The 23,321-nt window shown below is 58.9% G+C and carries 20 protein-coding genes; 10 read left to right on the forward strand and 10 right to left on the reverse strand.

Features of this window, described 5'->3' with window-relative positions:
- Both KW846_RS16130 and KW846_RS16135 read left to right on the forward strand, forming a co-directional pair.
- The coding region (locus KW846_RS16130) for a hypothetical protein (RefSeq protein ID WP_218483385.1) at positions 1-197 on the forward strand (197 nt) is incomplete at its 5' end.
- 183 nt (positions 198-380) lie between these two features.
- Positions 381-956: a hypothetical protein gene (locus KW846_RS16135; protein ID WP_218483387.1), complete on the forward strand. Its 576-nt coding sequence runs from the start codon at positions 381-383 to the stop codon at positions 954-956.
- Between the two features lie 25 nt (positions 957-981).
- Here KW846_RS16135 and KW846_RS16140 read toward each other — a convergent pair whose 3' ends face one another.
- The 7 genes from KW846_RS16140 to KW846_RS16170 form a co-directional block, all read right to left on the reverse strand.
- The gene (locus KW846_RS16140; protein ID WP_218483389.1) at positions 982-1,971 is read right to left on the reverse strand and encodes a fatty acid desaturase family protein; all 990 of its coding nucleotides are present in this window, start codon (positions 1,969-1,971) and stop codon (positions 982-984) included.
- 56 nt (positions 1,972-2,027) lie between these two features.
- Positions 2,028-2,810 carry a PaaX family transcriptional regulator C-terminal domain-containing protein gene (locus KW846_RS16145; RefSeq protein ID WP_218483391.1) on the reverse strand — a complete coding sequence of 261 codons (783 nt, stop codon included), beginning with the start codon at positions 2,808-2,810 and terminating at the stop codon, positions 2,028-2,030.
- A gap of 148 nt (positions 2,811-2,958) precedes the next feature.
- On the reverse strand, positions 2,959-3,417 hold the full coding sequence (locus KW846_RS16150) for a glycine zipper 2TM domain-containing protein (RefSeq protein WP_218483394.1): 459 nt from the start codon (positions 3,415-3,417) through the stop codon (positions 2,959-2,961).
- Positions 3,418-3,431: 14 nt separating this feature from the next.
- Positions 3,432-3,860 carry a hypothetical protein gene (locus KW846_RS16155; RefSeq protein ID WP_218483396.1) on the reverse strand — a complete coding sequence of 143 codons (429 nt, stop codon included), beginning with the start codon at positions 3,858-3,860 and terminating at the stop codon, positions 3,432-3,434.
- Between the two features lie 65 nt (positions 3,861-3,925).
- Positions 3,926-4,603: a DUF3313 domain-containing protein gene (locus KW846_RS16160; protein WP_218483398.1), complete on the reverse strand. Its 678-nt coding sequence runs from the start codon at positions 4,601-4,603 to the stop codon at positions 3,926-3,928.
- Positions 4,604-4,650: 47 nt separating this feature from the next.
- Entirely contained in the window at positions 4,651-5,919 is a 1,269-nt protein-coding gene (locus KW846_RS16165) for an OmpP1/FadL family transporter (RefSeq protein WP_218483400.1), read from the reverse strand.
- Positions 5,920-6,157: 238 nt separating this feature from the next.
- Entirely contained in the window at positions 6,158-8,194 is a 2,037-nt protein-coding gene (locus KW846_RS16170; protein WP_218483402.1) for an alkyl/aryl-sulfatase, read from the reverse strand.
- A 153-nt stretch (positions 8,195-8,347) separates the two neighbouring features.
- On the opposite strand from KW846_RS16170, the gene KW846_RS16175 reads away from it, so the two are divergent.
- The 3 genes from KW846_RS16175 to KW846_RS16185 all read left to right on the forward strand — a co-directional run bounded on the left by KW846_RS16175 (position 8,348) and on the right by KW846_RS16185 (position 11,912).
- Positions 8,348-9,307: a LysR family transcriptional regulator gene (locus tag KW846_RS16175; RefSeq protein ID WP_218483405.1), complete on the forward strand. Its 960-nt coding sequence runs from the start codon at positions 8,348-8,350 to the stop codon at positions 9,305-9,307.
- Between the two features lie 163 nt (positions 9,308-9,470).
- Positions 9,471-9,917, forward strand: coding sequence for a hypothetical protein (locus tag KW846_RS16180; RefSeq protein ID WP_218483407.1), 447 nt, complete (start codon positions 9,471-9,473; stop codon positions 9,915-9,917).
- Between the two features lie 282 nt (positions 9,918-10,199).
- A complete protein-coding gene (locus KW846_RS16185; protein WP_218483409.1) occupies positions 10,200-11,912 on the forward strand; it encodes an arylsulfatase in 1,713 nt (570 codons plus the stop codon).
- Between the two features lie 81 nt (positions 11,913-11,993).
- On the opposite strand, the gene KW846_RS16190 is transcribed toward KW846_RS16185, so the two are convergent.
- Together KW846_RS16190 and KW846_RS16195 are read right to left on the reverse strand one after the other, a co-directional pair.
- Positions 11,994-12,653 carry a MarC family protein gene (locus KW846_RS16190; RefSeq protein ID WP_218483411.1) on the reverse strand — a complete coding sequence of 220 codons (660 nt, stop codon included), beginning with the start codon at positions 12,651-12,653 and terminating at the stop codon, positions 11,994-11,996.
- Between the two features lie 147 nt (positions 12,654-12,800).
- Positions 12,801-14,387 (reverse strand): GMC family oxidoreductase, encoded by a 1,587-nt coding sequence (locus tag KW846_RS16195; protein ID WP_218483413.1) that lies wholly within the window; start codon positions 14,385-14,387, stop codon positions 12,801-12,803.
- A 177-nt stretch (positions 14,388-14,564) separates the two neighbouring features.
- Between KW846_RS16195 and KW846_RS16200 the strand changes: the two genes are divergently transcribed.
- Positions 14,565-15,524, forward strand: a complete 960-nt coding sequence (locus tag KW846_RS16200) for an AraC family transcriptional regulator (protein ID WP_371321758.1) — start codon at positions 14,565-14,567, stop codon at positions 15,522-15,524.
- Positions 15,525-15,528: 4 nt separating this feature from the next.
- Here the strand turns inward: KW846_RS16200 and KW846_RS16205 are convergent, their stop codons facing one another.
- Positions 15,529-16,494, reverse strand: a complete 966-nt coding sequence (locus KW846_RS16205; protein WP_218483418.1) for a LysR substrate-binding domain-containing protein — start codon at positions 16,492-16,494, stop codon at positions 15,529-15,531.
- A 140-nt stretch (positions 16,495-16,634) separates the two neighbouring features.
- Between KW846_RS16205 and KW846_RS16210 the strand changes: the two genes are divergently transcribed.
- From KW846_RS16210 to KW846_RS16225, 4 genes are all read left to right on the forward strand, one after another.
- Positions 16,635-19,010: a crotonase/enoyl-CoA hydratase family protein gene (locus tag KW846_RS16210; RefSeq protein ID WP_218483419.1), complete on the forward strand. Its 2,376-nt coding sequence runs from the start codon at positions 16,635-16,637 to the stop codon at positions 19,008-19,010.
- A gap of 109 nt (positions 19,011-19,119) precedes the next feature.
- Positions 19,120-20,577 (forward strand): coniferyl aldehyde dehydrogenase, encoded by a 1,458-nt coding sequence (locus KW846_RS16215; protein WP_218483420.1) that lies wholly within the window; start codon positions 19,120-19,122, stop codon positions 20,575-20,577.
- A gap of 47 nt (positions 20,578-20,624) precedes the next feature.
- Entirely contained in the window at positions 20,625-21,011 is a 387-nt protein-coding gene (locus KW846_RS16220) for a tautomerase family protein (protein ID WP_218483423.1), read from the forward strand.
- A gap of 224 nt (positions 21,012-21,235) precedes the next feature.
- Complete coding sequence (locus KW846_RS16225; protein ID WP_218483425.1) at positions 21,236-23,275, forward strand: FAD-dependent oxidoreductase; 2,040 nt, start codon at positions 21,236-21,238, stop codon at positions 23,273-23,275.
- Positions 23,276-23,321 lie beyond the last annotated feature (46 nt).

The following is a 23,321-nucleotide window of genomic DNA, read 5'->3' on the forward strand; positions in this document are numbered from 1 at the left end:
ACTTCGGAGCCAATCCGGTCGGGCAGGACTTGCTCAATATCACGGCGCTGGGGATCAACAGCGCGACGTTCGCTGCCAACGTGACCATCACGGCTAACGGGGCAGACACGGTGGTAGGGATCGGGGCGGACACGATTCAGCTTGTCGGTGTCAACAGCGCGGCCGTTGATCAGACGGACTTCATCCTGGCCACTTGAGGTCCTGGCCAGTACTGTCGCAGGGAGTGTGGACCACGGAGGGGAGGGCAATGGATGCCCTCCCTTTTTCCTTCCACTCAATGACCCATGGTGAATCGGGGGGCCAGCAGCGTACTGGAGCTCGACAAGGCAGGCTGGAACCGAGCTGCGAAATCAAAAAAATGGAAAAGGGGAAACCTGGCCGTGAACATTTCAGCCATCTGCATCTTGAGCAGCCTACTGGTTTCGGTCACGGCTTCTGCTACCGGGGCCGCTTCGGTCTTGGACCTGGACTTCACCAGGTCAGCCATGGAAACGCTGGAAAAACTGGATATCAACGACGCTTGCATTATCTCCGTATCAAGCCCTGCCGCGTTTACCTTCTGCCGAGAAGGATCGTCAACACTCTGGAAGTATCAGGTGCTGGATCTGGAGCAACAGGCGGCGATGCAGATGGGGCAAAAGCGCTCTGTGACGGACTATCAACGAATTACCGTTGTGCAACTCAATAGCGTTGCCTGCGAGCAGGATCACCTTGCAGCATTGGCTAAACCGGCTATCAGGCGTGGACTTGCCCTTGGCCTGATCACCCTGTTTCTGTTGGTCGGCCTGCGGCAAACCTACCGGGCAATCAGGCAGGGTTATTACGTACAGGCCGGTGTTGCGAGGCCCGGTTTTCAGCGATTGAGCGAATCCGGGTTACCGCAAAATTCAACGGTCATGGCGTTGCTCGCGTGGGGTATGGCGGCAGCCACGGCATTTGTGTATTTCGGCTTTTGAGTCTGGGGCGAACAGCATTCTTCCATCAGACGGAGTGAGTTCGCTGGCTCACACGCTTGAGCACCTGCCAGTAAGTGGGTGGTGGCGGTACGATGCCGCGCTGCCGCAAAAGAGCGTGCAACTTCGGCAGGCGAAAATACGGCACCGATGCCATCAGATGGTGCTCGATGTGGAAGTTGACCCGGATAGGCGCCACGCAAGCGCGGGCGATCAAACCGGCCTGTGTGGTTCGCGTATTGCGAAGGACGTCCGTGCCTGATTCCAGGCAAGCATGTTCCGCCATGGAGCGAATGCGGATGAACAACGGGAACGGCGTGATATAGGCCAGCACCCACACGCCGTATAACCACGCCTGTCCACTGATCCAGAATGCGGCAAGGAGCAGGCCGTTGGTGAGCAGCATGCCGCTGGCGTTTCTGAAAAAGGTCCGTGGGTAGTCCCACCAGCGACGACCAGCCTGCGGCAGGCGGCGGATATCGCTGGTGAGCGACCACTGCAGCACGCCGGCATCCATCAGTATGCGTCCCGCGAGGAACTTGAGGCCGGTAATGCCTGAAAGATCACGCAGGCACTTGCGCATCATGGAGCGGCGCGTCGTAGGCAATCCGGCAACCAGGCAGAGATCGGGATCGTCGACGGATGAGGTCCTGGCGTGATGAGTCAGGTGATAGGGACGATATTTGCGCAGCTCGTTCCAGATCGGCCGGGCGCACATCCAGTCGACCAGTACGTCATTGCACCATTTGCTCTTGAACAATGTCCCGTGCGCGGCGTCGTGCTGCAAAATGCCAAGGCACAACTGGCGTCCGGCAATAATCACCAAAGCCACGATCAGGGCGAGACTGAATCCCCACCAGGGCAGGAGTTCGCGGGCCCAGGCCAGGCTTGTAAAGGTCAAGGCCAACACGCCCCAGGTAGACACCACCGCCCAGGCACCCCAGAGGTCTGAGCGTTCGCTGAAGGATTTGATTTCGTCGCGGCTGAGAATATCGCTGATTTTGGTTTTGTTATGCATGTCTATCCTCGACATCAAGGGCCTGGAACGGCACGGGTGATGAGTCAGTTGAGTCTTCAGGGCTGTTGCAGAAAGGTGCGCCAGATCTGGTGGCCGCGATCCACGAAGCGCTGGGTGCAGGCAAAGAACTCCGTGCGCAGCGCCACATCGACCATAGGTTCCGGTAGCAGGGGATCGAAGACGATCTGGCGGATGCCTTCGCGACCGAGGATGAAAGACTCGCGTGCGGCCATGTCCGGCTTCAGTTGCCCGGCGCGCAGCGTCCAGCTTTCCAATTGCTCGCAATGGCGGCGGTAGCTGTCGTCGAGCAACTCACCCTTCCACAGGTTTTGTATTCGCTGCGCCTGCGCCTCTTCGAAGCCCTGGGCCTGGAAAACCAGTGCGGCCGGTTCCAGGCCGAGTTCGATCAAACGTCGACGCAACGACTCGATATCAGGCGAGATATTGTTCGGGCGCACGTACAGGTCTTTGTCCAGCTCCGCGAAACCCAGCATGTGCAGGGCCCGTTCACGCTGGCGCAAGATGTTGCGATCACTGCGCCCCAGGGCGTTGCACGCCACCATCAGATAACTGCCGTCCCACGGCCGCAGATGCTGCTCCACGTTGCGCCACTCGAACAACTGCGCCGAGATGTCCCTGGCCTGTGGCCCCAGCTGATAACTGCCTCGGCCCGCACCTTCCAGCAATGCTTCGATAGTGAGGCGCGCCAAGGTGACCCGGACATTGTTTTCACTGATGCCGAATAGCTCGCAGGCGACGATGGCTTCCCTGACCTGCAGGGGAACGCCGTTTTTAGCAACCAGCAGTTCGAGCACCAGGCTTTTTACGCAAGGTTTCATTGTCTTTCCAGGTCATTACAGGTTCTGAATAAATCTATCGTAATGTGTAATATTACACAAAGATAAGTTTATTTATTTTTACTGTAATGATCAGGTTGATGCCTTGGGCTGCCTGGTCAACGGCGGTTTACCGTTCCAGGCGTGGCCACTACCCACCCTGTGGCAGCACCCGGGCATTGTTCCCCGCGCCTTCGATATAAACGTTCATGCCTTTGCTCAGGGCTGGATTGATCGGCTGGGTCACCGATACCAACACGCCACTTTTCACCCGAACGATGACCTGTTGCGCCGCTACCGGCTGGTCATACTTTTTCTTCTCTGCGTAATTGCCGCCCACCGCACCGGCGAGTGCGCCGGCGACCATGGCGACGTCGCGCCCGGTGCCACTGCCGATCAGGCTGCCGATACCGAGGCCGCCAAGGCCTCCGAGTACGGCGCCGACGCCACTGTCGTGATTGGTCTGCATCTGCGTCAGCGATATCTGCTCGATCTTGCCCGAGCGAATCTCCATTTCACCGGCGCCGCCATCGTTCGACCCCACGGCGGAACAGGCACTGATCAAGACCGTCACCAACGTGACCGTCAGCCAGGACATGATTGCTTTCATAGCTGTACACCTCGTCATTGGTATTTGATGGCAATGCCTTTGAGCTTGCGACCCTGGATCGTATCGATGTCGCGGTTCCACAGAGGACCGGTCACGTAGGCGGCGACGGGTTGGATCCGGTCATAAACCACCACCACCGCGTCTGCACCCAGCTTGGCGCCTTCTTCACGCAGTTTCTGTTCGACCTGGGTGATGGGCGGTGCCGGGTCGACGCTGGCATCAATCAGGATTTCGCCCAAACGCACACTGGGTCGAGTCGGTTCCGTGCGTAATATCTGGACTTCGGCGGGCAGGGTCGGAGCAGGGTGCTCGACCCCGACGTAGGCGGTCGTCTGGGCATCCACCGTTGCGCAAGCGCTTAACGCAAGCACGCTGGCGATGAGCGCTGCGGCGATTAAAGGTCTGTGCAAATGTGTGAGTCGAAGCAATGCATGGGAAGCCATATCAGCCATTCCTCTTCCGGGAGCGATTCAGCCGCCAACATCGGTTGGCGGGTTGAATCAGGGGTTCAACTGCGGATGAATGCCCAGAGATCGACGTTCAACTTGTCGATCGCCGCCTTGAAGTCCTGGGCGGTGATTTTCTGGGTTTCGTTGGACAGTTGCTTGCCGAACACCTTGCGCACGACCCTGACCACGGTCTGGTTGTCTCTCGCGTCGATGAGCTCGGCCTCGATATACAGCTCGGTGTCCTGATCGCGGTGACCGGTAGCCGCCTGTGTCGCCCCGACGACAGCGGCGATTGGCACCACTTCATACCATTTCATGCCTTCGTTGGAGGCGCTCACGCCGGTAATCGCGGCGCGCAGGATCAAGGGTTTCGAACCTTTTGGCGCGGCACTCGTGTGGTGGACCATCCGGTATTTCTGCCCCAGCGTCGCCTTGACCCTGTTGCTCATGTAGTCCCGGATGTCATCGAGTGTCTGCTGGTTGACCCGCTCATTGGGCTTGGGCGCCGGATACAGTTCCAGTCGCTCGAACGCTACCGTGTCATAGGCATTGGGGTTCCACGACGGGCTCACCCAGCGCATCGCCGTACCGCCGCTGGGCGTGGTGACCTCCTGCAGATTGTCGTAGTTGGACAGGTAGCCGGAGTACTGCGTCTGTTCAGTGACTTTGGAGGTGCAACCGCCGAGCAGAAGCCCGGCCACGGCGGCACCGAAAAGCAGGTTTCGGGACAGATTCATGATGCTGTGTGCTCCTCGGATGAAGTCGCTTTTGTGTGGCAAGACACTCAAAAGCGCCAGGTCATGTTTCCGGTCACGGCTTGAATCCAGGCGCTGTCGAATTGACCGGAAATTCGATTGCCCGAAACGTTTCTGGTCTGGTCCACCGGCATGTCGCCAATCCAGATCATGGCCCAGCTGAGGTTGACGTCGGTGTCCTTGTCCAGCGCATAGGTGGCTCCTGTCGCAAGGCGCCATGATTCGGCCATCGGTACGGTCACGGTGCGGTTGTGGTCCGACACGGCGCTGCTGTCGTACGCCACGCCGACGTTCCACAGCCATTGCTCGGTGGCCTGGTATTGCGCACCCAGGGACAGGTGCCAGGTGTCCTTGAAACCGGCGTCGACCGTTGTCGATTGGGCGCCGAGCGCCGTGGTGTCGACCTGCACCGCAATGTCGCCGAACTCTGACCAGTCCTGCCAGTTGAGCGAAGCGAGCAAGGCCCATTGGCGGTCCAGTTGCTGGAACAGGCTCAGGGTGACGGTTTGCGGCACCTTCATGTCGAGTTCGGTCTTGGTGTTGTTGACGCGATCGAGCAGTCGGCCATCGCCATTCACGTCCAGCCGGTCCTCGAAGTCCAGATCGACCTGGCTGGTGTAGGTCAGGCCTATGCGTGTGCCGGCTTGCGGGGCGTAGATGACGCCGACATTCGCACCGAAACCCCAATCCTGGTCCTTGTACTTGAATTGGCCGTCCGTGCGGTCGGTAAAACCGAACGGCGAGCGGTCAATCGCGGTCTGGGCTTGCAGCATGCCGTACATGGCCTTGACCCCCAGACCCACCGACCATTGCTCGTTGAAGCGGTAAGCCACGCTCGGTACCAACGACAAACCACCGAGGCTGGCGTTCTGTGCGAAGTAGCGCCCGGACCAGTCGTTGTCGTAGTTGACCGCCAGACCGAAGTCGGCGTATTGGCCGAAGCCGACACTCCAGTGATCGTCCAGTTCATGGCTGATGAAAAAACTGCCGCCGGGAATTGGGTCGAGGGCGTTGCCACTGCCGCTACCCGGCACATTGGTGTCGGCATCGCGATCGAACTTGAGGTTGCCGTAAAGCACCTGCAAGCCCGCGGTGATCTGTGTTCCCGGCAAATAACTCAGGCCCGCCGGATTGCTGGCGATAGTGGAAGGGCCCTGGGCGCGGGCAGCGGCGCCGGCATTGGCCAGGCCGGCGTTATCGGTGCCGATTTCGTAAAGCATGATGCCGCCGGCGTGTGCTTGCTGGCTGCACAAGGCAAGTAGCGTAAAGGCAGGCAGTGCACCTGTTCTGGTTTGCATGGATTAAATCCCGGCAAATGTGCATTTTCGAATAAGGGTGAATTAACGAATGTCGAAAAATCTGTATTACGTTCAAACGGCCTGGGGGGGCACACATAAGTGGTAGTTCATATTTTCGATATTGGAAGGAACAACTTATGAATAGCGCCATCCATGCTCGTTATTGTGTATTCAGGATCGCGAAGTAGAACGCCAAAGCGCTTCATCCCGGGGCAGGATGAAGCGCAGCCCTTGTGGGTTACTGAAGGGTACCTGGCAGTAGTTCAAAGGTCGGGGTAAATGGGGTGATCGCCGCCATTAACAGTTCGAACGGTTTGCGGTTGCCTTCGAAGGTGGCCTTGCCGGTTGCGACGAGTTGTTCAAATCCGGTCTTGCGGGCCATCACGCCTTCCAGATCAGCACGGTCAAGGGTGATGGTGAGGTCGGCATTGCTGGCTTGTTGCCCCTTGATATTGGTCAATGTCGAGTTGCTCAACTCCACCACGAACTGCTCGCCGTTATCGGGCGTCTTGAGATTGAAGATGAAGTGTTGATCCGCGACTTTGCTGCCATCGAGGGCAATGCCCAGGTATTCGAGCCATAACTCGGTGCTCATGCCGCGAATCATGTCGGGGCCGCCGGTTTTTGGCGGCAGGCCCTTGGGCATGCCATGGCGCAGTTCATAGGCTGCCGAAAGGAAACTGTTGCGCACGCCGGCACTTTCCTTCTGATAACCGACTTGCTCATAGACATCCGCGAGCAAGTCCTTGGCCTTGCTGTTCTGCGGTTCGGCATACACCAGCTTGTTGAGGATTTCATAGGCTTCGCGGTACTTGCCCTGATCGAACAAGGATTGCCCCTTGGTCATGATCTTGTCGGCGCCTCCCATCATTTCCACGTAGAGCGGGGCCGAGTCCTTTGGCGACAGCGGCATCAGCGTCGCCGGATTGGCATCCCAATAACCCAGGTAGCGGTTGATCACGGCACGACTGTTGTGTTCTTCCGAGCCGTGGTAGCTATGGGTCGCCCAGTTGTTTTTCAGACTTTCGGGCAGTTTGTAGACGTTTTGAATTTCGTTGATGGTGACGCCCTGGTTGGCGGCATGCAGCACGGCGTTGTTCAGGTTGGCGTAGGCATCGCGTTGCGCGCGCATTACATCCTGAATCCGCTCGTTGCCCCAGCGTGGCCAACTGTGGGAGGCGAACATGACGTCTGCCGTTTGACCGTAGCGATACAGGGCATTGTTGATGTTCTTCGACCAGACCAGCGGGTCGCGGACGAGGGCGCCGCGCAGGGTATAGATATTATGGATGGTGCCGGTGATGTTTTCGGCGGCCCAGAACGCCTTGAACTGTGGGAACCAGGTATTCATCTCCGCAGGCGCTTCAGTGCCGGGCGTGCTCTGGAACTCCATTTCGATACCGTCGATGGTCAGGGTTTCGAAATCTTTGGCAATGTAACGGTTGGGCTCGATTAACCCCATGTTGCCAATCGAAGCATTTTTACCAATGGCCATGTCGACATGACCGTACGGGCTGTGGGGTAACAGCAAGCCATATTGCAAGAACGCCCGCCGGTTCATGGCGTTGCCGGCGTAGACGTTTTCAGCCACGGCATGCTCCATGAAGCCTTGCGGCGCAATCAGCGGGATCTTGCCGCTGCGGACATCGGCCTCGTCAACAACGCCGCGGATTCCTCCAAAGTGATCGGCATGGGAGTGGGAGATCACCACCGCCACGACCGGGCGCTTGCCCAGTTTTTCGTTGATGAAGTCCAGGGCGGCCCTGGCGGTTTCCTTCGACAGCAGCGTGTCGAAGACAATCCAGCCGGTGTCGCCCTTGATGAACGTGATATTGGCCAGGTCAAACCCGCGCACCTGGTAAATTTTGTCCGGAACGACTTCGTAGAGGCCATAGGCCGTGTTGAGCACTGCCTGACGCTGCAGCGACGGATTGATGCTGTCGTAATCCTTGCCTTCATTCAGGAAGTTGTAGCTCCCCATGTTCCACGCGACGTTCCCGGCGTCGGCCATGATCTTCTTGTAGGGCGGTGCGGCGATGAAGCCTTTTTTCGCTTCTTCAAGGTCGCGCTTGTCGGCAAAGGGGAGTGTCTTGCGCACAGTGTTCTGCATGTCGACCGTGTAGGACGAAGGCGCCTTGCCCTTGCTGTCGAAGTGCACGTTTTGCGATGGAGCCGGATCGGAAGCTGCGCCGTTTGCATCGGCAGCGAAAACGCAAGGGCTGATGCTACCGCCAAGTGTGATCGCCAGTGCCAGATGGAGGGTCTTGTTGTACATGAAAGGTTCCTGCGCCAGATGAAATGTCCAGGGGCGTCAAGGCAACGCAAGCGTTCTGCGTTCTCGGCTTGACCCGTCGAACCATGAATAGCATATTGATCTGATTCCTAAAAATTCCGTTTTAAAGGTTTTCGATAACGTAAAGGTTATGAAATGACACCGAACCGTCTACGTCAGTTTTTGGCATTGATCGAGCACGCGCACTTTGGCCGGGCCGCCAAGGCTCTGGGTGTTTCCCAACCGGCGCTGAGTAAAAGCATCCAGATGCTGGAGCGCGAACTCGGGGTCACGTTGTTCGATCGACGCACCGACGGTGTTGTATTGACTGCATTTGGCCATTTGCTGCGGGAGAAGAGTCGGCGCCTGTTAGTGGCGGAGCAGGATCTGCGGCGTGACATCGCCTTGCTGGCGGGCGGGGATATCGGCGCACTGAAAGTCGCTTTCGGTCCTTACCCCAGCATCATCAGCGGCTACGCCGGCATCGCGCGGATGCATGCCCGGCATCCGCAAATCAGGGTGACGGCCCATGTGGCCGGGTGGCGCGAGGTGGCTCACCAGGTCACAACCGGCGTGGTGGATCTTGGCATCGCTGAAATCAGCACCTTGCAAGGCCGGGAAGAACTCACCTGCGAGCTGTTGGGGGAGCATGAAGGCCGCCTGTTCTGTCGCCCGGACCATCCGCTGCTTGGGCAAGACCGTCCTCTGACATTGGCACAAACACTTGATTACCCCTGGGTGGCTTCGCGCATCCCTTTGCGATTGGCGACCCACTTGCTTCCGGCAACGCTGGGCTGCGCCGGTGCCTATGATGCGCTGACCGGAGACTTTGTACCGGCCATCGAAATTGATGTGCCCATGCAAATCGTGAAGTTCGTCGAGAACAGCAACGCCCTGGCGCTGGGGAATCTGTCGACGTTCGAGCGCGAATTGTCGGCGGGTGAAATCGCGCTGTTACCCGTTCAGGACCTTGCCCTGCGTACCCGGTACGGCTTCATTTACCTCAAGGAACGTTCGCTGCCACCCGCGGTAGAGGTGTTCATGCAAGAAGTGAGGGCAGTGGAGGCCGACGTTTGCCAGCGCGAAAGTCTGTTGGTCAAGATCATGGAGGCGTGAAAGCAAGGACAGATGACACTGTCAGCGTTTCTTCTATTTTTTGCCTGATCGCCGGGTGGCAGGTGCGAAGTTGTCCAATGCGAATTTATTGAGGTACAGCCCATTTATTAATGAGCTATACCCAATGTTCCCCCATGCACTTCTTCCACTTTTGGAGGTTGTTATGAATGCTCGCATCGTTCCACTCACGCTACTCATGGCAGGTCTCTTCGGTTGCAGTACGGCTTCAAACCATTCAATGAATCTGCCTCTGGCTGCCACCCACAGAAATGCGGGCCAGACGGGCAACGCCACACTGACGGCCGAAGGCAACCAGACCAATTTTGATTTCTATATCACTGGCGTTCCGACCGGAACCCTTCTGCCGCCGCGCATTTACACCTTCATCAACAAAGGCAGCTGTCAGCAACCCGGACCTGTCGCCTATGCAATGAACGATAAGGTCAATACAAAAAATGAAGCCGGGTCCAATGGTTGGAGCTTTTACCGTAATGCGCCGATCGCCACGTCAGAGTTGCTTTCCGGAAAATATTCCGTCGTCGTGCGTACATCACCCGAAGATGGCAGCGTCGATATTTTCTGCGGCGATGTCGCGCAGGCAAAGCGCTGAAATGAGGTGATCCATGGAGGGGCGGCTTTGCGGCCGACACCTTGTAAATGCGCGTCTATACTCACCATCCGGTTAGTGGTAGGGCTGAGCACTGGGTATGCATAGGACTGGAGCCAATCGCCATTGCGGTCAAAGCTCAACATATTTAAGAAAGCCGCACCCGTGACGGATGACCGTCAGTATTAAGGATGGGGCAGTTGAAGTTTTTGAGCCTTGAGAGATGAGAGCACGACGTATCCGAGATGGGTAGTTATGTGAATCAACTGGAAGAGGATCAAGTTCATGAAACTGAGAAAACTTGTACTGACGGGACTGGCGTTAAGCAGTCTTGCCGGTACTGCCAGCCTGTCGACAGTGACTCAAGCGGCCGACAAGAAACCCAACATCCTGTTCATCATGGCCGATGACATCGGCTGGATGCAGCCGAGTATCTATCACCAGGGCCTGGCGGTGGGTGAAACGCCGAATATCGACCGCATCGCCCAGGAAGGCGCGAAATTCATGACCTACTACGCCGAGCAGAGTTGTACGGCGGGGCGCAACGCTTTCTTTACCGGGATGCACCCGCTGCGAACCGGCATGATCCCACCGCAATTGCCCGGCAGTCCCTCCTGGCTGCGCCCTGGCACACCTGCGTTGTCCAAGTTCCTGCTGGATCTGGGCTATACCACCGGTGAGTTCGGCAAGAACCACCTGGGCGACAACTTCGAAGCGCTGCCGACATCCCACGGCTTCCAGGAATTCTGGGGTTACCTCTATCACCTCGATGCGATGCAGGGCGTGAGTTTTGTCGACATCAACAAGTCGCCGCAGGTGCAGGGCATCGCCCCACCCTGCAAGGCCACACCGATCAACGGGCTGCCGGATGTGCCTGGCGCCATCGATCCGCGGGAAGGTACCTGCCTGACGCCACCTCGTCCGGTCATGTCCTGCGTCTCCAGCGACGGTACGCAAAAGAACACCACGTGCAAGGACGAAGGGCCGCTGACGCTGGAACGTTCGAAGTCCGTGGATGAAGAAATCTCCGCCAAGGTCATCGACTTCCTTGACCGCAACGATCCGAAGAAGACCAGTAAACCCTTCTTCGTCTGGTACAACCCGGCACGCATGCACATCACCACGGTGCTGCCACCCAAGTATGACGCCATGGTCGGCGAGCCCGGCGGAAAAGACTGGGGCACCAACGAAGCAGGCATGAAACAACTGGATGACAACATTGGTTATGTCCTGAAGAAACTCGAGGACATGGGCCAACTGGACAACACCATTGTCGTCTTTACCACCGACAACGGCGCGGAAACCATTACCTTCCCCGATGGCGGCACAACCCCGTTCAAGGGCGGCAAGCTGACCACCTGGGAAGGTGGCATGCGTGCGCCGCTGGTCATCCGCTGGCCTGGGGTGATCAAGCCAGGCACGGTCCTGACCGACATCTTTGCCTCGCTCGACTGGGTGCCGACACTGGTCAGTATCGCTGGCGGCAAGAAGGGCAATGAGCTGAACGAGCAGATCATGGCGGGCAATTATCCCGGCATCGTCAAGACCAAGCTCGATGGTGTGGATCAAACCGATTACCTGACCGGCAAGTCCGACAAGTCGGCGCGCGACACCTTTTTCTACTACACCGGCTCGCAACCTTCGGCAGTGCGCTACAAGAACTGGAAGATGTACTACACCATGGTGCCGGATACCGCGACGGGCGGGTTGTATGGCGCGACCACGTTCCACTGGACCCAACTGCTCAACCTCAAGCGCGACCCTTTTGAAACAACGGTCGGTGCCGACGCGAAGTCCATCACCGGCTATGGCGGTGCCTTGGGCTCTCCGGGTAACGCCTATATCTACAACTGGAACATGCTGCCGATCGGACAATTGCTCTGGGAGAAGGAGCTGATGTCATACAAGGATTTCCCTCCCATGCAGGCGCCGGAAACCTACAACCTGGACGGCATTCTCAAAGCCATGCGGCAGAGTGGTCATAACGGACACGATTAACATCGTGGCTGGTCAGCTGCCATAAACGACGGGCGCCCCAGACAGGCGCCCGTTTTCAGACTGCATGAGGACGTTGCTGTCCTACTTTGTCACGGTGTTGAGCAGTACCCCATAGGACTGCAGAAACTCCACCGTTCCGTGAAAGATCAGCCCCACGCCCATCGCCGAAACGAAAAAACCGACGATGCGGGTCGCGGCATCGATGCCTTGCGGGCCAATCTTCTTGAGGATGTTGTTGGCGTAGGCCAAGGAGAGGTAAGTGACCAGCATGGTGGCGCAGATCGCCAGCGCCACGACGGCGAAGGACAATATGGCGCGGTCGGAGTCCTTGATGGTGCTGGTCAGGCCGATCACCGTGGCAATGGCGCCGGGGCCGAACATGATCGGCATGGCCATGGGGATGAAAGATACGTCCTCGTCGCCTTTGCCACCGCTTGGAATCAGGCTGCTGTCGGGCGAGGGCGCAAAAAGCTCGAACCCGATCCGCATCAGGATCACCCCGCCGACCACCCGAATCATACTCAGCGGAACTTCAAACAAACGCAGCAGCAGGTTGCCGAAAATTAAAAAGAAAAACATCAACAGCAGCGCATAAAGGCAGGCCTTGCGTGCAACGCGGCGCTGTTCGGCAGAGTCTTTGCCCTGCAGCAGACCCAGGAATACCGGAATGGCCTCCAGTGGGTTGATGATTGCCAGCAGGGTTGTGAACATACCGAAGAACAGGGTGAGGTATGAGTTCATTGCTGATCTGCCCAAACGGATGGTTGACCAAATTACCTTAGCTGATCAGGAGCAAATCACCTCAAACCACTGCCGCACTGTTCGGAACCTGTGTAGCGAAACCGCTGACCTGCGGCAGTAACGCCGAAGGTCGATTCGACAGCACGATCACCTGCTGGCGGACACCCAGTCCGCTGCGCGTTCGGCGATCATGATTGAAGCGGCGTTGGTGTTGCCGCCCACCAGCGTCGGCATGATCGAGGCATCCACCACCCGCAGCCCCTCGATGCCATGCACGCGCAATTGGCTGTCCACCACCGCATGCTCGTCGTTGCCCATTTTGCAGGTACCGACCGGGTGATAAATGGTGTCGGTACGCTGGCGCAACAGTTCGATCAGCTGTTCATCGCCGTACAAGCCCGCGCTGAACATATCCTTCAAGCCATAACGCGCCATCGGTGTTTGTTGAATGATGTTCCGGGTCATGCGGTAGCCCGTGAGCAGGGTCTCGACATCGTCGTCATGCCCGAGAATGTTCGGGTCGATGCGCGGTGGGGCGCTCGGATCGTTTGATTGCAAACCGACGCTGCCGATGCTCTTGGGCCGTAACACGCAGACGTGGCAACTGAAGCCGTGACCCCAGTGCAGTTTGCGGTTGTGGTCGTCGATCATCGCGATCACCGAATGCAGCTGGATATCCGGGCGTGTAAGCTTGGCATCGGTTTTCAGGAAGCCGCCACCTTCGGCGAAGTTGCTCACAAAAGGGCCGCGCCGATGACGGGCATAGTCGATCAAGGCCTTGCCCATCTTCACACTGCCGCGCAGGGAGACACCCATCAATGACGTATCCTGGCTCCTGTAGCTGAGCACGACATCCGGATGGTCCTGCAGGTTTTGCCCGACACCGGGCAGTTCGTGCTGCACCGTGATGCCTTGGGGTTTGAGTTCCTCTTGCGGGCCAATCCCCGAGAGCATCAGCAATTGTGGGCTGCCGAAACAACCGGCACTGAGCAGGACTTCCCGGCGTGCCTTGATGGTCTGGCGATTGCCCTTGAGACGCAGCTCGATACCGACGGCTTTTTTGCCTTCGAGCACAATGCGTTCGGCCGCAGCCGAAGTCAGCACCGTGAGGTTCTTGCGCAGGTGTCGTACCGGTTTGAGGAACGCGGTGGCCGTGCTCCAGCGCCGACCGTTGCGGATCGTCACATCGAACTGGCCAACGCCCTCCTGGTCGACGCCATTGAAGTCGGGATTGTGGCGGTGTCCGGCCATCTGCCCCGCTTCGATGAACGCTTGCGTGACGGGATGCATCGGGTTCTTGCCGACATAGAGTTCGCCCTGCGCTCCGTGGTAGTCGCATGCGCCGCGGTGGCTCATCTCACTCTTGCGAAAGTACGGCAGTACATCGGCGAACGACCAGCCGGGGTTGCCCAGCGCCTGCCAATCGTCGAAGTCACTGTGGTGGCCACGGATGTACACCATGCCGTTGATCGAGCTGCTTCCGCCCAGCACCTTGCCGCGTGGCTGATAGCCGCGACGGCCGTTCAAGCCAGGCTGCGGTACTGTGTGAAATGCCCAGTTGACGTGTCGGCTCGGCAGGATCGCCGCGACCCCCACCGGGGCATGGATCAATGGCGAGCGGTCTTCCGGACCGGCCTCCAGCAAACATACCGTGATATCGGGATTTGCACTCAAGCGGTTGGCCAGGACACAACCGGCTGAACCGGCACCAATGATTACGTAGTCGAATTCCATCACACAATGATCCCGAGCGAGCGAACAGGGGCTGCTTCACCAGGAAGCAACAAAGGTACCTGGGATCGATTGTTGGCTGAAGGCGTTTGAAAATTATTGACCTCTCATGCCAATTATTTGATCTTTGACGACATGACTACATTGATCAGAACAAGCTCGTTTACCGGATTCCGTGAGGTGGCAAGCCAGCTCGGCGGGCAAGTCGACCTCATGCTCGAGCGCTTCCGCATCCATCCGGACGTGCTGATGGACGAGGAGGCACGGGTACCGTTGCGTTCGCTGGTCGGGCTGCTGGAGTTTGCCGCACGGGAGCTGGATTGCCCTGACTTTGGCCTGCGCATGGCCGAGTACCAGGACTTGCACGTCCTGGGGCCGATTGCGGTCATCGCTCGAACGTGCGCAACGGCGGGGGAGGCGTTGGAGCAAATCATCCGTTTTATCGGCTACCACAGCCCGGGCATCCAGCTTGATCTGGACCTCAGCGAGAACCACGCGCCGCGCCTGTTGATCGACATCCGCCTGTCCGGACCGACCCCGCGACGGCAAATGGTGGAGCTGGCAATGGGGGTGGCGCATAACGGTATGAAGCTGCTGTATGGCGACAACTTCGTTGCCCAGGCGGTTCTGTTTTCCGCCAATCACTCAGTGGCTCAAGCACGGTACCGGCGCTATTTCAAAACTGCGGTGTGCACCGGTCAATCCTGCAACGCCTTGGTACTTCGTGACGAACAACTCAATCAGCGGATCGAACAGCAAGCCCCTTACCTGCATCGCGCACTGGAACAGTATTTCCAGCAGTTCGACTTGCAAGCGACGTCGGATGTTGTCAGCCAGGTCGAGCGCCTGGTCTTGCGCATGATGCCGATACAGCGTTGCCGTTTGCCATTGATTGCCGAGCAACTGGGCATGCACGTGCGTATGTTGCAGCGAAGGCTGGCCGAGCAGGGGCGAAGCTTCGATGAAATAGTCGAGAGCTTGCGGCGTGACCGTGCCGATCACTATCTGGCGGAGCGGCACATGCCGATGTCCCAGGTTGCCGGTCTGCTCGGCTATAGCGAACAGAGCGTGTTCAATCGCGCTTGCCAGCGCTGGTTTTCCATGTCGCCAGGAGCCAGGCGCCGTCAGTTGTTCGAATGAAAGGTTATCGATCTTTGCGCGGGACCTGATGGCTGGCGACATCGAGACCGTCGCCGAAATGGCCGCTATTGCGAATCACAGCCTTCAGCCAGCGCCGCAGCCGCAAGACTTTGGGAGACATCTCATTGCCATTGAGACACAGCAGGCGGTAGGCCGACACTCGCTCAAGCTTCTCCTTGAAAGGCAGGACCAATTGGCCATTCTTCAGGTGCTTTTCGATAAGCCCCAGCGGAGCCATCATCAATCCGTGACCGTCAATGGCCGCCTGCAGGCCATCACTCAGATTTTCAAAAAGCAGCTCACGCTGTGGCGGGATATCCATGCGTCCGGCGGCTTGATTCCAAAGCGTCCAGACCCCAGGCGCCTGGGCTAGCGCAATGCGAGGGATACTCTCGATACGTTCCCCGGCAACGAGTCTTGCCGCTATTTGCGGTGCACAGACAGGCGCACCGGATACATCTGCCAGTTTTTCGGAAAAAACGTTGAATCGGGTTTGCGTGGTATGGCGAATGGCGATGTCCAGCTCGCGGGCTTCCAGATCGGCCACCCTGGATGAAAACTCCATATGCACGGTGATGTCCGGGTTCTCACGTTCGAACTGCGCCATGCCCGCACTCAGATAGGTAGCCGCGAAACTGGGCGCCACACTGATGCGTAAAGGGCTGGTGTCACTGGCTTGTTTGACCGCCTGAAGCCCGATAGAGATTTCGGCCAACCCCCGGCTGACGTGAAGCTGCAGCTTGCGACCGCTTTCGGTCAATTCGATTTGCCGATTGCGTCGAACAAAAAGCGCCACACCCAATACGCCTTCCAACCTTCGAACCTGGTGACTGATTGCCGAAGGCGTCAGGTGCAGGAACGTCGCGGCCTCTTGAAAGGAGCCCAGCCGCGCAGCGGCTTCAAAGGCATTGAGCGCGGGTAGTTGTCGCACGCTCTCCGTCGGGATGAGGATCTTCTTTTCACGTGACATTTTGTCATCCAAGTAAAACCAATGTCGTTTGTCGAGCTCACGACCCCGCTCGTACTGTTGTTCACGAGATCGATGACCCGTAAGGCGCACCAACGTGCCTCGGAACACGCGATGACCAATACCACGAGCGGGGTAAATACATGAATTCATTTCTGTCGCAAAGGCCTTTGGAAGTACCTGTCGGTTCCTTCGCCGGGCTATTTCTGGAGCGAATCCAACGCTACGCAGACAACCCGGCGTTGATCGACGGGCTGAGCGGTGAACAGCTCACCTATGCCGAACTGTCCCGGCATGTGCGTGTGCTTGCCGGCAACATGATAGAGCGCGGTCTGGAGCCCGGGGAGGTCACCGCCATCATCGCGCCGAACAGCATCTGGTTCCCGGTGGCTCTGTACGGTATAGCCTTCGCCGGCGGCGTGTACTCCACACTCAATCCCATGTCCTCGCCGGAGGACGTGCGAGAACTCCTCAAGCTGGTGGGGGCCACGCGTGTGATCGTCACCCCGCAAGTCTTCGAAAGGCTGCGTGACACCCTGATCACGTTGGAATTGAAAGACATTTTCGTGCTGGGTGAGTCCGCGGGCCTCACGCCGTTTGCCTCGTTGCTGGTGGGCAAGCCTCTGGCCGAAGAGCGCTGCCGTGATCTGCAAAAAGACCTGTTGGCCCTGATGTTCTCCAGTGGCACCAGCGGCTTCCCCAAGGCGGTGATGCTCAGCAATCGCAACTACGTCGCGGCGACCGAGCAGGTGACCGCCGCCGAGGTTTTCCGCAAGTCCGACACTATCCTGGCGGCGCTGCCGTTCTTCCATATCTACGGACAGACCAGCTTCATAGGCTCGGCGCTTTCTCAGGGAGCACGCTTGATCGTGTTGCCCGCACTCGACCTGGAAGTGACTTTGCGCGTGATTCAGGACTACAAAATCACTGTCGCTCCGGTCGTTGCTCCGGTTGTCTTGCAGTTTGCCAAGCATCCTTTGGTCGATCACTTCGACCTGTCGAGCCTGCGCCTGGCCATCTCCGGTGCCTCACCCATCAGTGCCGAGCTGCTGAAGAGCGCCGCCGATCGATTGAAAGTACCGGTGCTCAACGGCTGGGGCCTTACCGAATCCACCACCACCGGCGCTGTTTCCGAGCCAGGCATGCCGAAAGAGGCCGAAGGTTCGGTCGGCCGGGTGATGCATGGCATTGAGGTGCGGGTCGTGGAAATCGGCGGCAACCAGGACGTGGCGCCAGGTGCGGATGGCGAGCTGCTGATACGCGGTCCCAACGTGATGCTCGGCTACTTCAACAATCCGGCGGCAACCGCCGAAACGATCGATGCGCAGGGATGGCTGCGAACCGGAGATGTCGGCCGGATCGATGAGCACGGCAATCTGCGAATCATCGACCGCGCCAAAGAGTTCATCAAGTTCAAAGGCTTCCAGATCAGCCCGGTCGAACTCGAAAGTGTGTTGTTGATGCACCCGGCGGTGGCCGATGCCGGCGTCGTGCCCAGCCCTGACACCGAATCCGGTGAGGTGCCCAAAGCCTTCGTTGTGCTGCGCTCACCTGTGACAGAAGCCGAACTGATCGACTTCGTCGCACAGCGTGTAACCCCCTACAAGAAACTGCGCGACATCGAATTCATCGACGCCATTCCGAAAAACCCGGCAGGGAAAATCCTGCGGCGGATCCTGGTACTGCGCGAGCGCGAAAAACGCGAAACCCATGCCGTGTCCGGCGACCGCCTCGAGGATCGGGTGGTCATCACACGCCACGGTGATGTGCTGTCGATCTGCCTGGACCGTCCGCGCAAGATGAATGCCTTCGACCGCGACATGTTCATCGGCCTGGCCAAGGCCATGGCGATCTACGAAGACGATCCAAGCCTGCGTTGTGCGGTGTTGCATGCCAACGGCCTGCTCTTTACCTCGGGCATGGACATCGTCAGCTCTGCGCCTCTCGCCGCACGGGGAGAGTTGCGTATCGGCGATCCATCGCTGGTGGATATGCTCGAAATCGACCCGACCGTTCGCCGCCGGAGCAAACCGGTGGTCCTCGCCGTTCATGGCAAGTGCATGAACCTGGGGGTGGAGCTGGCGGCAGCGGCGGATATCGTTATCGCCGCGCAAGATGTCACGTTCATTCAACGCGAGGTGGCAGTCGGGTTGTTCCCGTTCGGGGGGGCCACCGTGTTCTTGCCGGCAAAAATCGGTCTCGGTAACGCGCTTCGCTACATCCTGACAGCGGAAGAGTTCGATGCTCAGTCCGCTTGCCGGATGGGGCTGGTGCAAGAAGTCGTCCCGCAGAGCCAGCTGATGACGCGCGCTTTCGAATTCGCACGACTGATTGCGCAGAACTCACCGTCCGGGGTTAAGGCAGCGCTAGCGTCGGTGCGCCTGGCCCGTGAAAAAGGCCCCGAGGCGGCGCTTGCAACTCTGCTAAGTGAAGTCGCCCGGTTGACCGGCGCAGAAGACTTCAAGGAAGGCGCTGCAGCCTTCCTGGAAAAACGAGCGCCGAACTTCAAGGACGCGTGAGCGCCACACCTGAGGCATTGAATCCTTTGCAATAGAAGGGGGGGCGGCTGCGCGACAAGCGTAGCCAAACCCATTTGCCGCCTTTCAATCACTACACAAGGAACTCGGCATGAGTGCCCTGAACATTGCCCAGCCCATCGTTCCCCCTGCCATGCAATCCTGCTTCGAGCACCAACGCGCCGCCTACCTTGCCATGCCCGAGCGCAGCCATGCCCAGCGCGTGGAAGACCTCAAGAAGTTGGCGCGGATGCTGAAAGACAACCGCCAGGCACTGATCGAAGCGATCAACCAGGACTACGGCAACCGCTCCACCTTCGAGACGCTGTTCGCCGAGTTTTTCGTCGTGCTGGGAGATATCAAGTCCACCATCAAGCACCTGAAGAAATGGATGAAGCCGCAGAAGCGCCACATCGATCTGATGGTCTACCCCACCTCCAGCAACCGCGTCATTCCCCAGCCGCTGGGCGTGGTCGGCGTGATCGTACCCTGGAACTTTCCGCTGCTGCTGTCGTTCGGGCCACTCACTGCCATCTTCGCCGCCGGCAACCGGGCGATGGTCAAGATGTCGGAAAACTCGAACAATCTGACGCACCTGCTGATGTCCATCACACCGAAGTACTTCCCGCCGCAACAGCTTCAGTTCTTCGAAGACAGCGACGCCAATGGCTCGGTGGGCCCGGCTTTTTCCTCGATCCCCTTCGATCATCTCTTCTTCACGGGTTCGGGTCAGACCGGTCGCGCCGTGATGGCGAACGCTGCGCGCAACCTGACCCCGGTGACACTGGAGTTGGGCGGAAAATCACCCGCCGTGGTCGCGCCGGATTTCCCGATGACCCTGGCCGTCGATCGCATCATGTGGAGCAAGGCCTTCAACGCGGGACAGATCTGCACCAACGTCGACTACGTCTTCATTCCCGCCGGCTCCGAGGCGGACTTCGAACGCGAAGCCCAGCGGGTAATAGCCGAGCGCTACCCCGACATCAATCATGCCGATTACACGTCCATGATCGACCAGCGCGCCTATGACCGCATGCAGGCCACGCTGGATGACGCTGTGGCCAAGGGCGCGCGGGTGGTCAATCTTTTCCCCGACCAGACGCCGGACAAGACCCTGCGCAAATTCCCGCTGACCCTGGTATTCGACGTCAGCGACGACATGGTCATCATGCAGCGCGAGATCTTCGGCCCGCTGCTGCCGGTCAAGACCTACACCAGCCGCGAAGACGTGGCTGGTTATGTCAACCAGCACGACAGGCCACTGGCGCTGTATCCCTTCACCAGGGACCGCGCCCTGCAGGACTACTACGTGACCCACATCATGTCGGGCGGCGTATGCATCAACACCGCGCTGCTGCACGTGGCTCAGCACGACATGCCCTTCGGCGGCGTCGGCGCCAGCGGCATGGGCCATTACCACGGTTACGAAGGCTTTCAGACCTTTTCCAAAATGCGCCCCGTCTATCGTCAGGGCTTCTTCGCCGCCACCAGGATGATGCTGCCGCCCTACGACAAAGGACCGCTCAAGCCCAACAAGCTGATCGAACTGATCATCAAGTTGAAGGGCTGAAGCCCTGTGTACCTGACTGTTCCATAACGTCTTCAAAGGAGTTTTCCATGCCCCTCTATGAATGCCAGACCGTCAAGGGAACGCTCAGCGAGCGTCAACGCCAATCGCTGGCCGAGTCCATCACATCCATTCACACCCAGGAGACGGGCGCGCCGGCCAGCTACGTGCACGTGCTGTTCAAGGAGCTTGAAGCGGGAAGCGCATTCACCGCCGGCCAAGTCGCGGCCCCCGCGATAATTCGCGGCCAGATCCGTGCAGGACGACCACAAGCGACGCGCCACGCCATCCTGCGCGCAATCACCGAGGTTTACATGGCCGTCACCGGGGCCGATGCGAATGCAGTGGTCGTGGCGTTGGTCGACATTCCCGCTTCATGGGCCATGGAAGGTGGTCATATTTTTCCGGAGCCGGAACAGCTCCCTGAAGTGACCTGACACGCTTTGCTGCGACGAAAACATTTGCGCATTTTCGGGCTTGTTGGGCATCCGCGGGTGTAGCAGCTATTTCCCAGTCACTCCCTGTTGCTGCACATTTCGATCATTAAGTTGTCAGTTACGGTCATTGAGCGACGGCGTTGCGACTCTTAGTCTGTCGAGCATGACTGATGGGGGCCGCAGAGCTCCTGCACTTTCCGTGATCGAACGATGTGGAGTTACCGATGACCGCCGCTCAATACCCGCACCTGTTGGCTCCGCTGGACCTGGGTTTCACCACGCTGCGCAATCGCACCCTGATGGGCTCGATGCACACGGGCCTTGAAGAGAAACCGGGTGGTTTCGAACGCATGGCGGCGTACTTTGCCGAACGTGCCCGTGGCGGTGTCGGCCTGATGGTTACCGGCGGTATCGGCCCCAACGACGAAGGTGGCGTGTATTCCGGTGCGGCCAAGCTGACGACCGAAGAAGAGGCGCTCAAGCACCGTATCGTCACCGGTGCCGTTCATGACGCGGGCGGCAAGATCTGCATGCAGATCCTCCACGCCGGTCGTTATGCCTACAGCCCGAAACAGGTTGCACCCAGCGCCATTCAAGCGCCGATCAACCCGTTCAAGCCCAAGGAACTGGACGAGGAGGGCATCGAGAAGCAGATCAGCGATTTCGTCACCTGCTCGGTACTGGCGCAAACCGCCGAGTACGACGGTGTGGAAATCATGGGCTCCGAAGGTTATTTCATTAACCAGTTCCTCGCCGCCCACACCAACCACCGTACCGACCGTTGGGGTGGCAGCTATGAAAACCGCATGCGCCTGCCGGTGGAAATCGTTCGCCGCGTGCGTGAAGCGGTCGGCCCGAACTTCATCATCATTTTCCGTCTGTCGATGCTCGACCTGGTCGAAGGTGGCAGCACCTGGGAAGAGATCGTTCAACTGGCCAAGGCCATCGAGCAGGCCGGCGCGACCATCATCAACACCGGTATCGGCTGGCACGAAGCGCGGATTCCGACCATCGCCACCAAAGTGCCGCGTGCGGCGTTCAGCAAGGTCACGGCCAAGCTGCGGGGTTCGGTGAATATTCCGCTGATCACCACCAATCGCATCAACACGCCGGAAGTCGCCGAGCAGATCCTCGCCGAGGGCGATGCCGACATGGTGTCCATGGCGCGGCCATTCCTTGCCGACCCGGATTTCGTCAACAAGGCCGCTGAAGGTCGCGCCGATGAGATCAACACCTGCATCGGCTGCAACCAGGCCTGCCTCGATCACACCTTTGGCGGCAAGCTGACCAGTTGCCTGGTCAACCCGCGTGCCTGCCACGAAACCGAACTCAATTACCTGCCCGTGCAGCAACTGAAGAAAATCGCCGTGGTCGGTGCCGGCCCTGCCGGTTTGTCCGCCGCGACCGTGGCGGCCGAGCGTGGCCATCAGGTGACGCTGTTCGATTCGGCCAGCGAAATCGGCGGTCAGTTCAACATCGCCAAGCGCGTTCCGGGCAAGGAAGAGTTCTTTGAGACCCTTCGCTACTTCAACCGCAAGCTGCAGACCACCAACGTCGAGGTGTGCCTGAACACCCGAGTCGACGTGGCACAGCTGGTCGAAGGCGAGTACGACGAGATCATCCTGGCCACCGGCATTGCGCCGCGCGTGCCGGCGATTCCTGGCGTGGAAAACGCCAAGGTGCTGAGCTACCTGGATGTGATCCTGGAGCGCAAACCGGTCGGCAAGCGTGTCGCGGTGATTGGTGCCGGTGGTATTGGTTTCGACGTCTCCGAGTTCCTCGTTCATGAAGGCGTCGCCACCAGTCAGGATCCCGCCGCGTTCTGGAAGGAGTGGGGCATCGATACGCACCTTGAGGCACGCGGTGGTGTTGCCGGTATCAAGGCCGCACCCCATGCGCCGGCCCGCGAGGTGTTCCTGCTGCAACGCAAGAAGTCCAAGGTCGGCGACGGCCTGGGCAAGACCACCGGCTGGATCCATCGCACGGGTCTGAAGAACAAGCAGGTACAGATGCTCAACAGCGTTGAATACCTGAAGATCGACGACGAAGGCCTGCACATCCGCATCGGCGAAACCGGCGAGCCGCAGGTGCTGCCGGTGGACAACATCGTGATTTGCGCCGGGCAGGACCCGCTGCGCGAGTTGCATGAAAGCCTGGTGGCGGCGGGGCAGAGCGTGCACCTGATCGGTGGCGCGGATGTCGCGGCAGAGCTGGATGCCAAGCGGGCGATCAATCAGGGTTCGCGGTTGGCGGCGCAGTTGTAATACGCATCGTTTGGACTCACACACATAACCTGTGGCGAGGGAGCTT

The sequence above is a fragment of the Pseudomonas sp. PDM32 genome (assembly GCF_019219225.1).
Classification (GTDB): domain Bacteria; phylum Pseudomonadota; class Gammaproteobacteria; order Pseudomonadales; family Pseudomonadaceae; genus Aquipseudomonas; species Aquipseudomonas laurylsulfatiphila.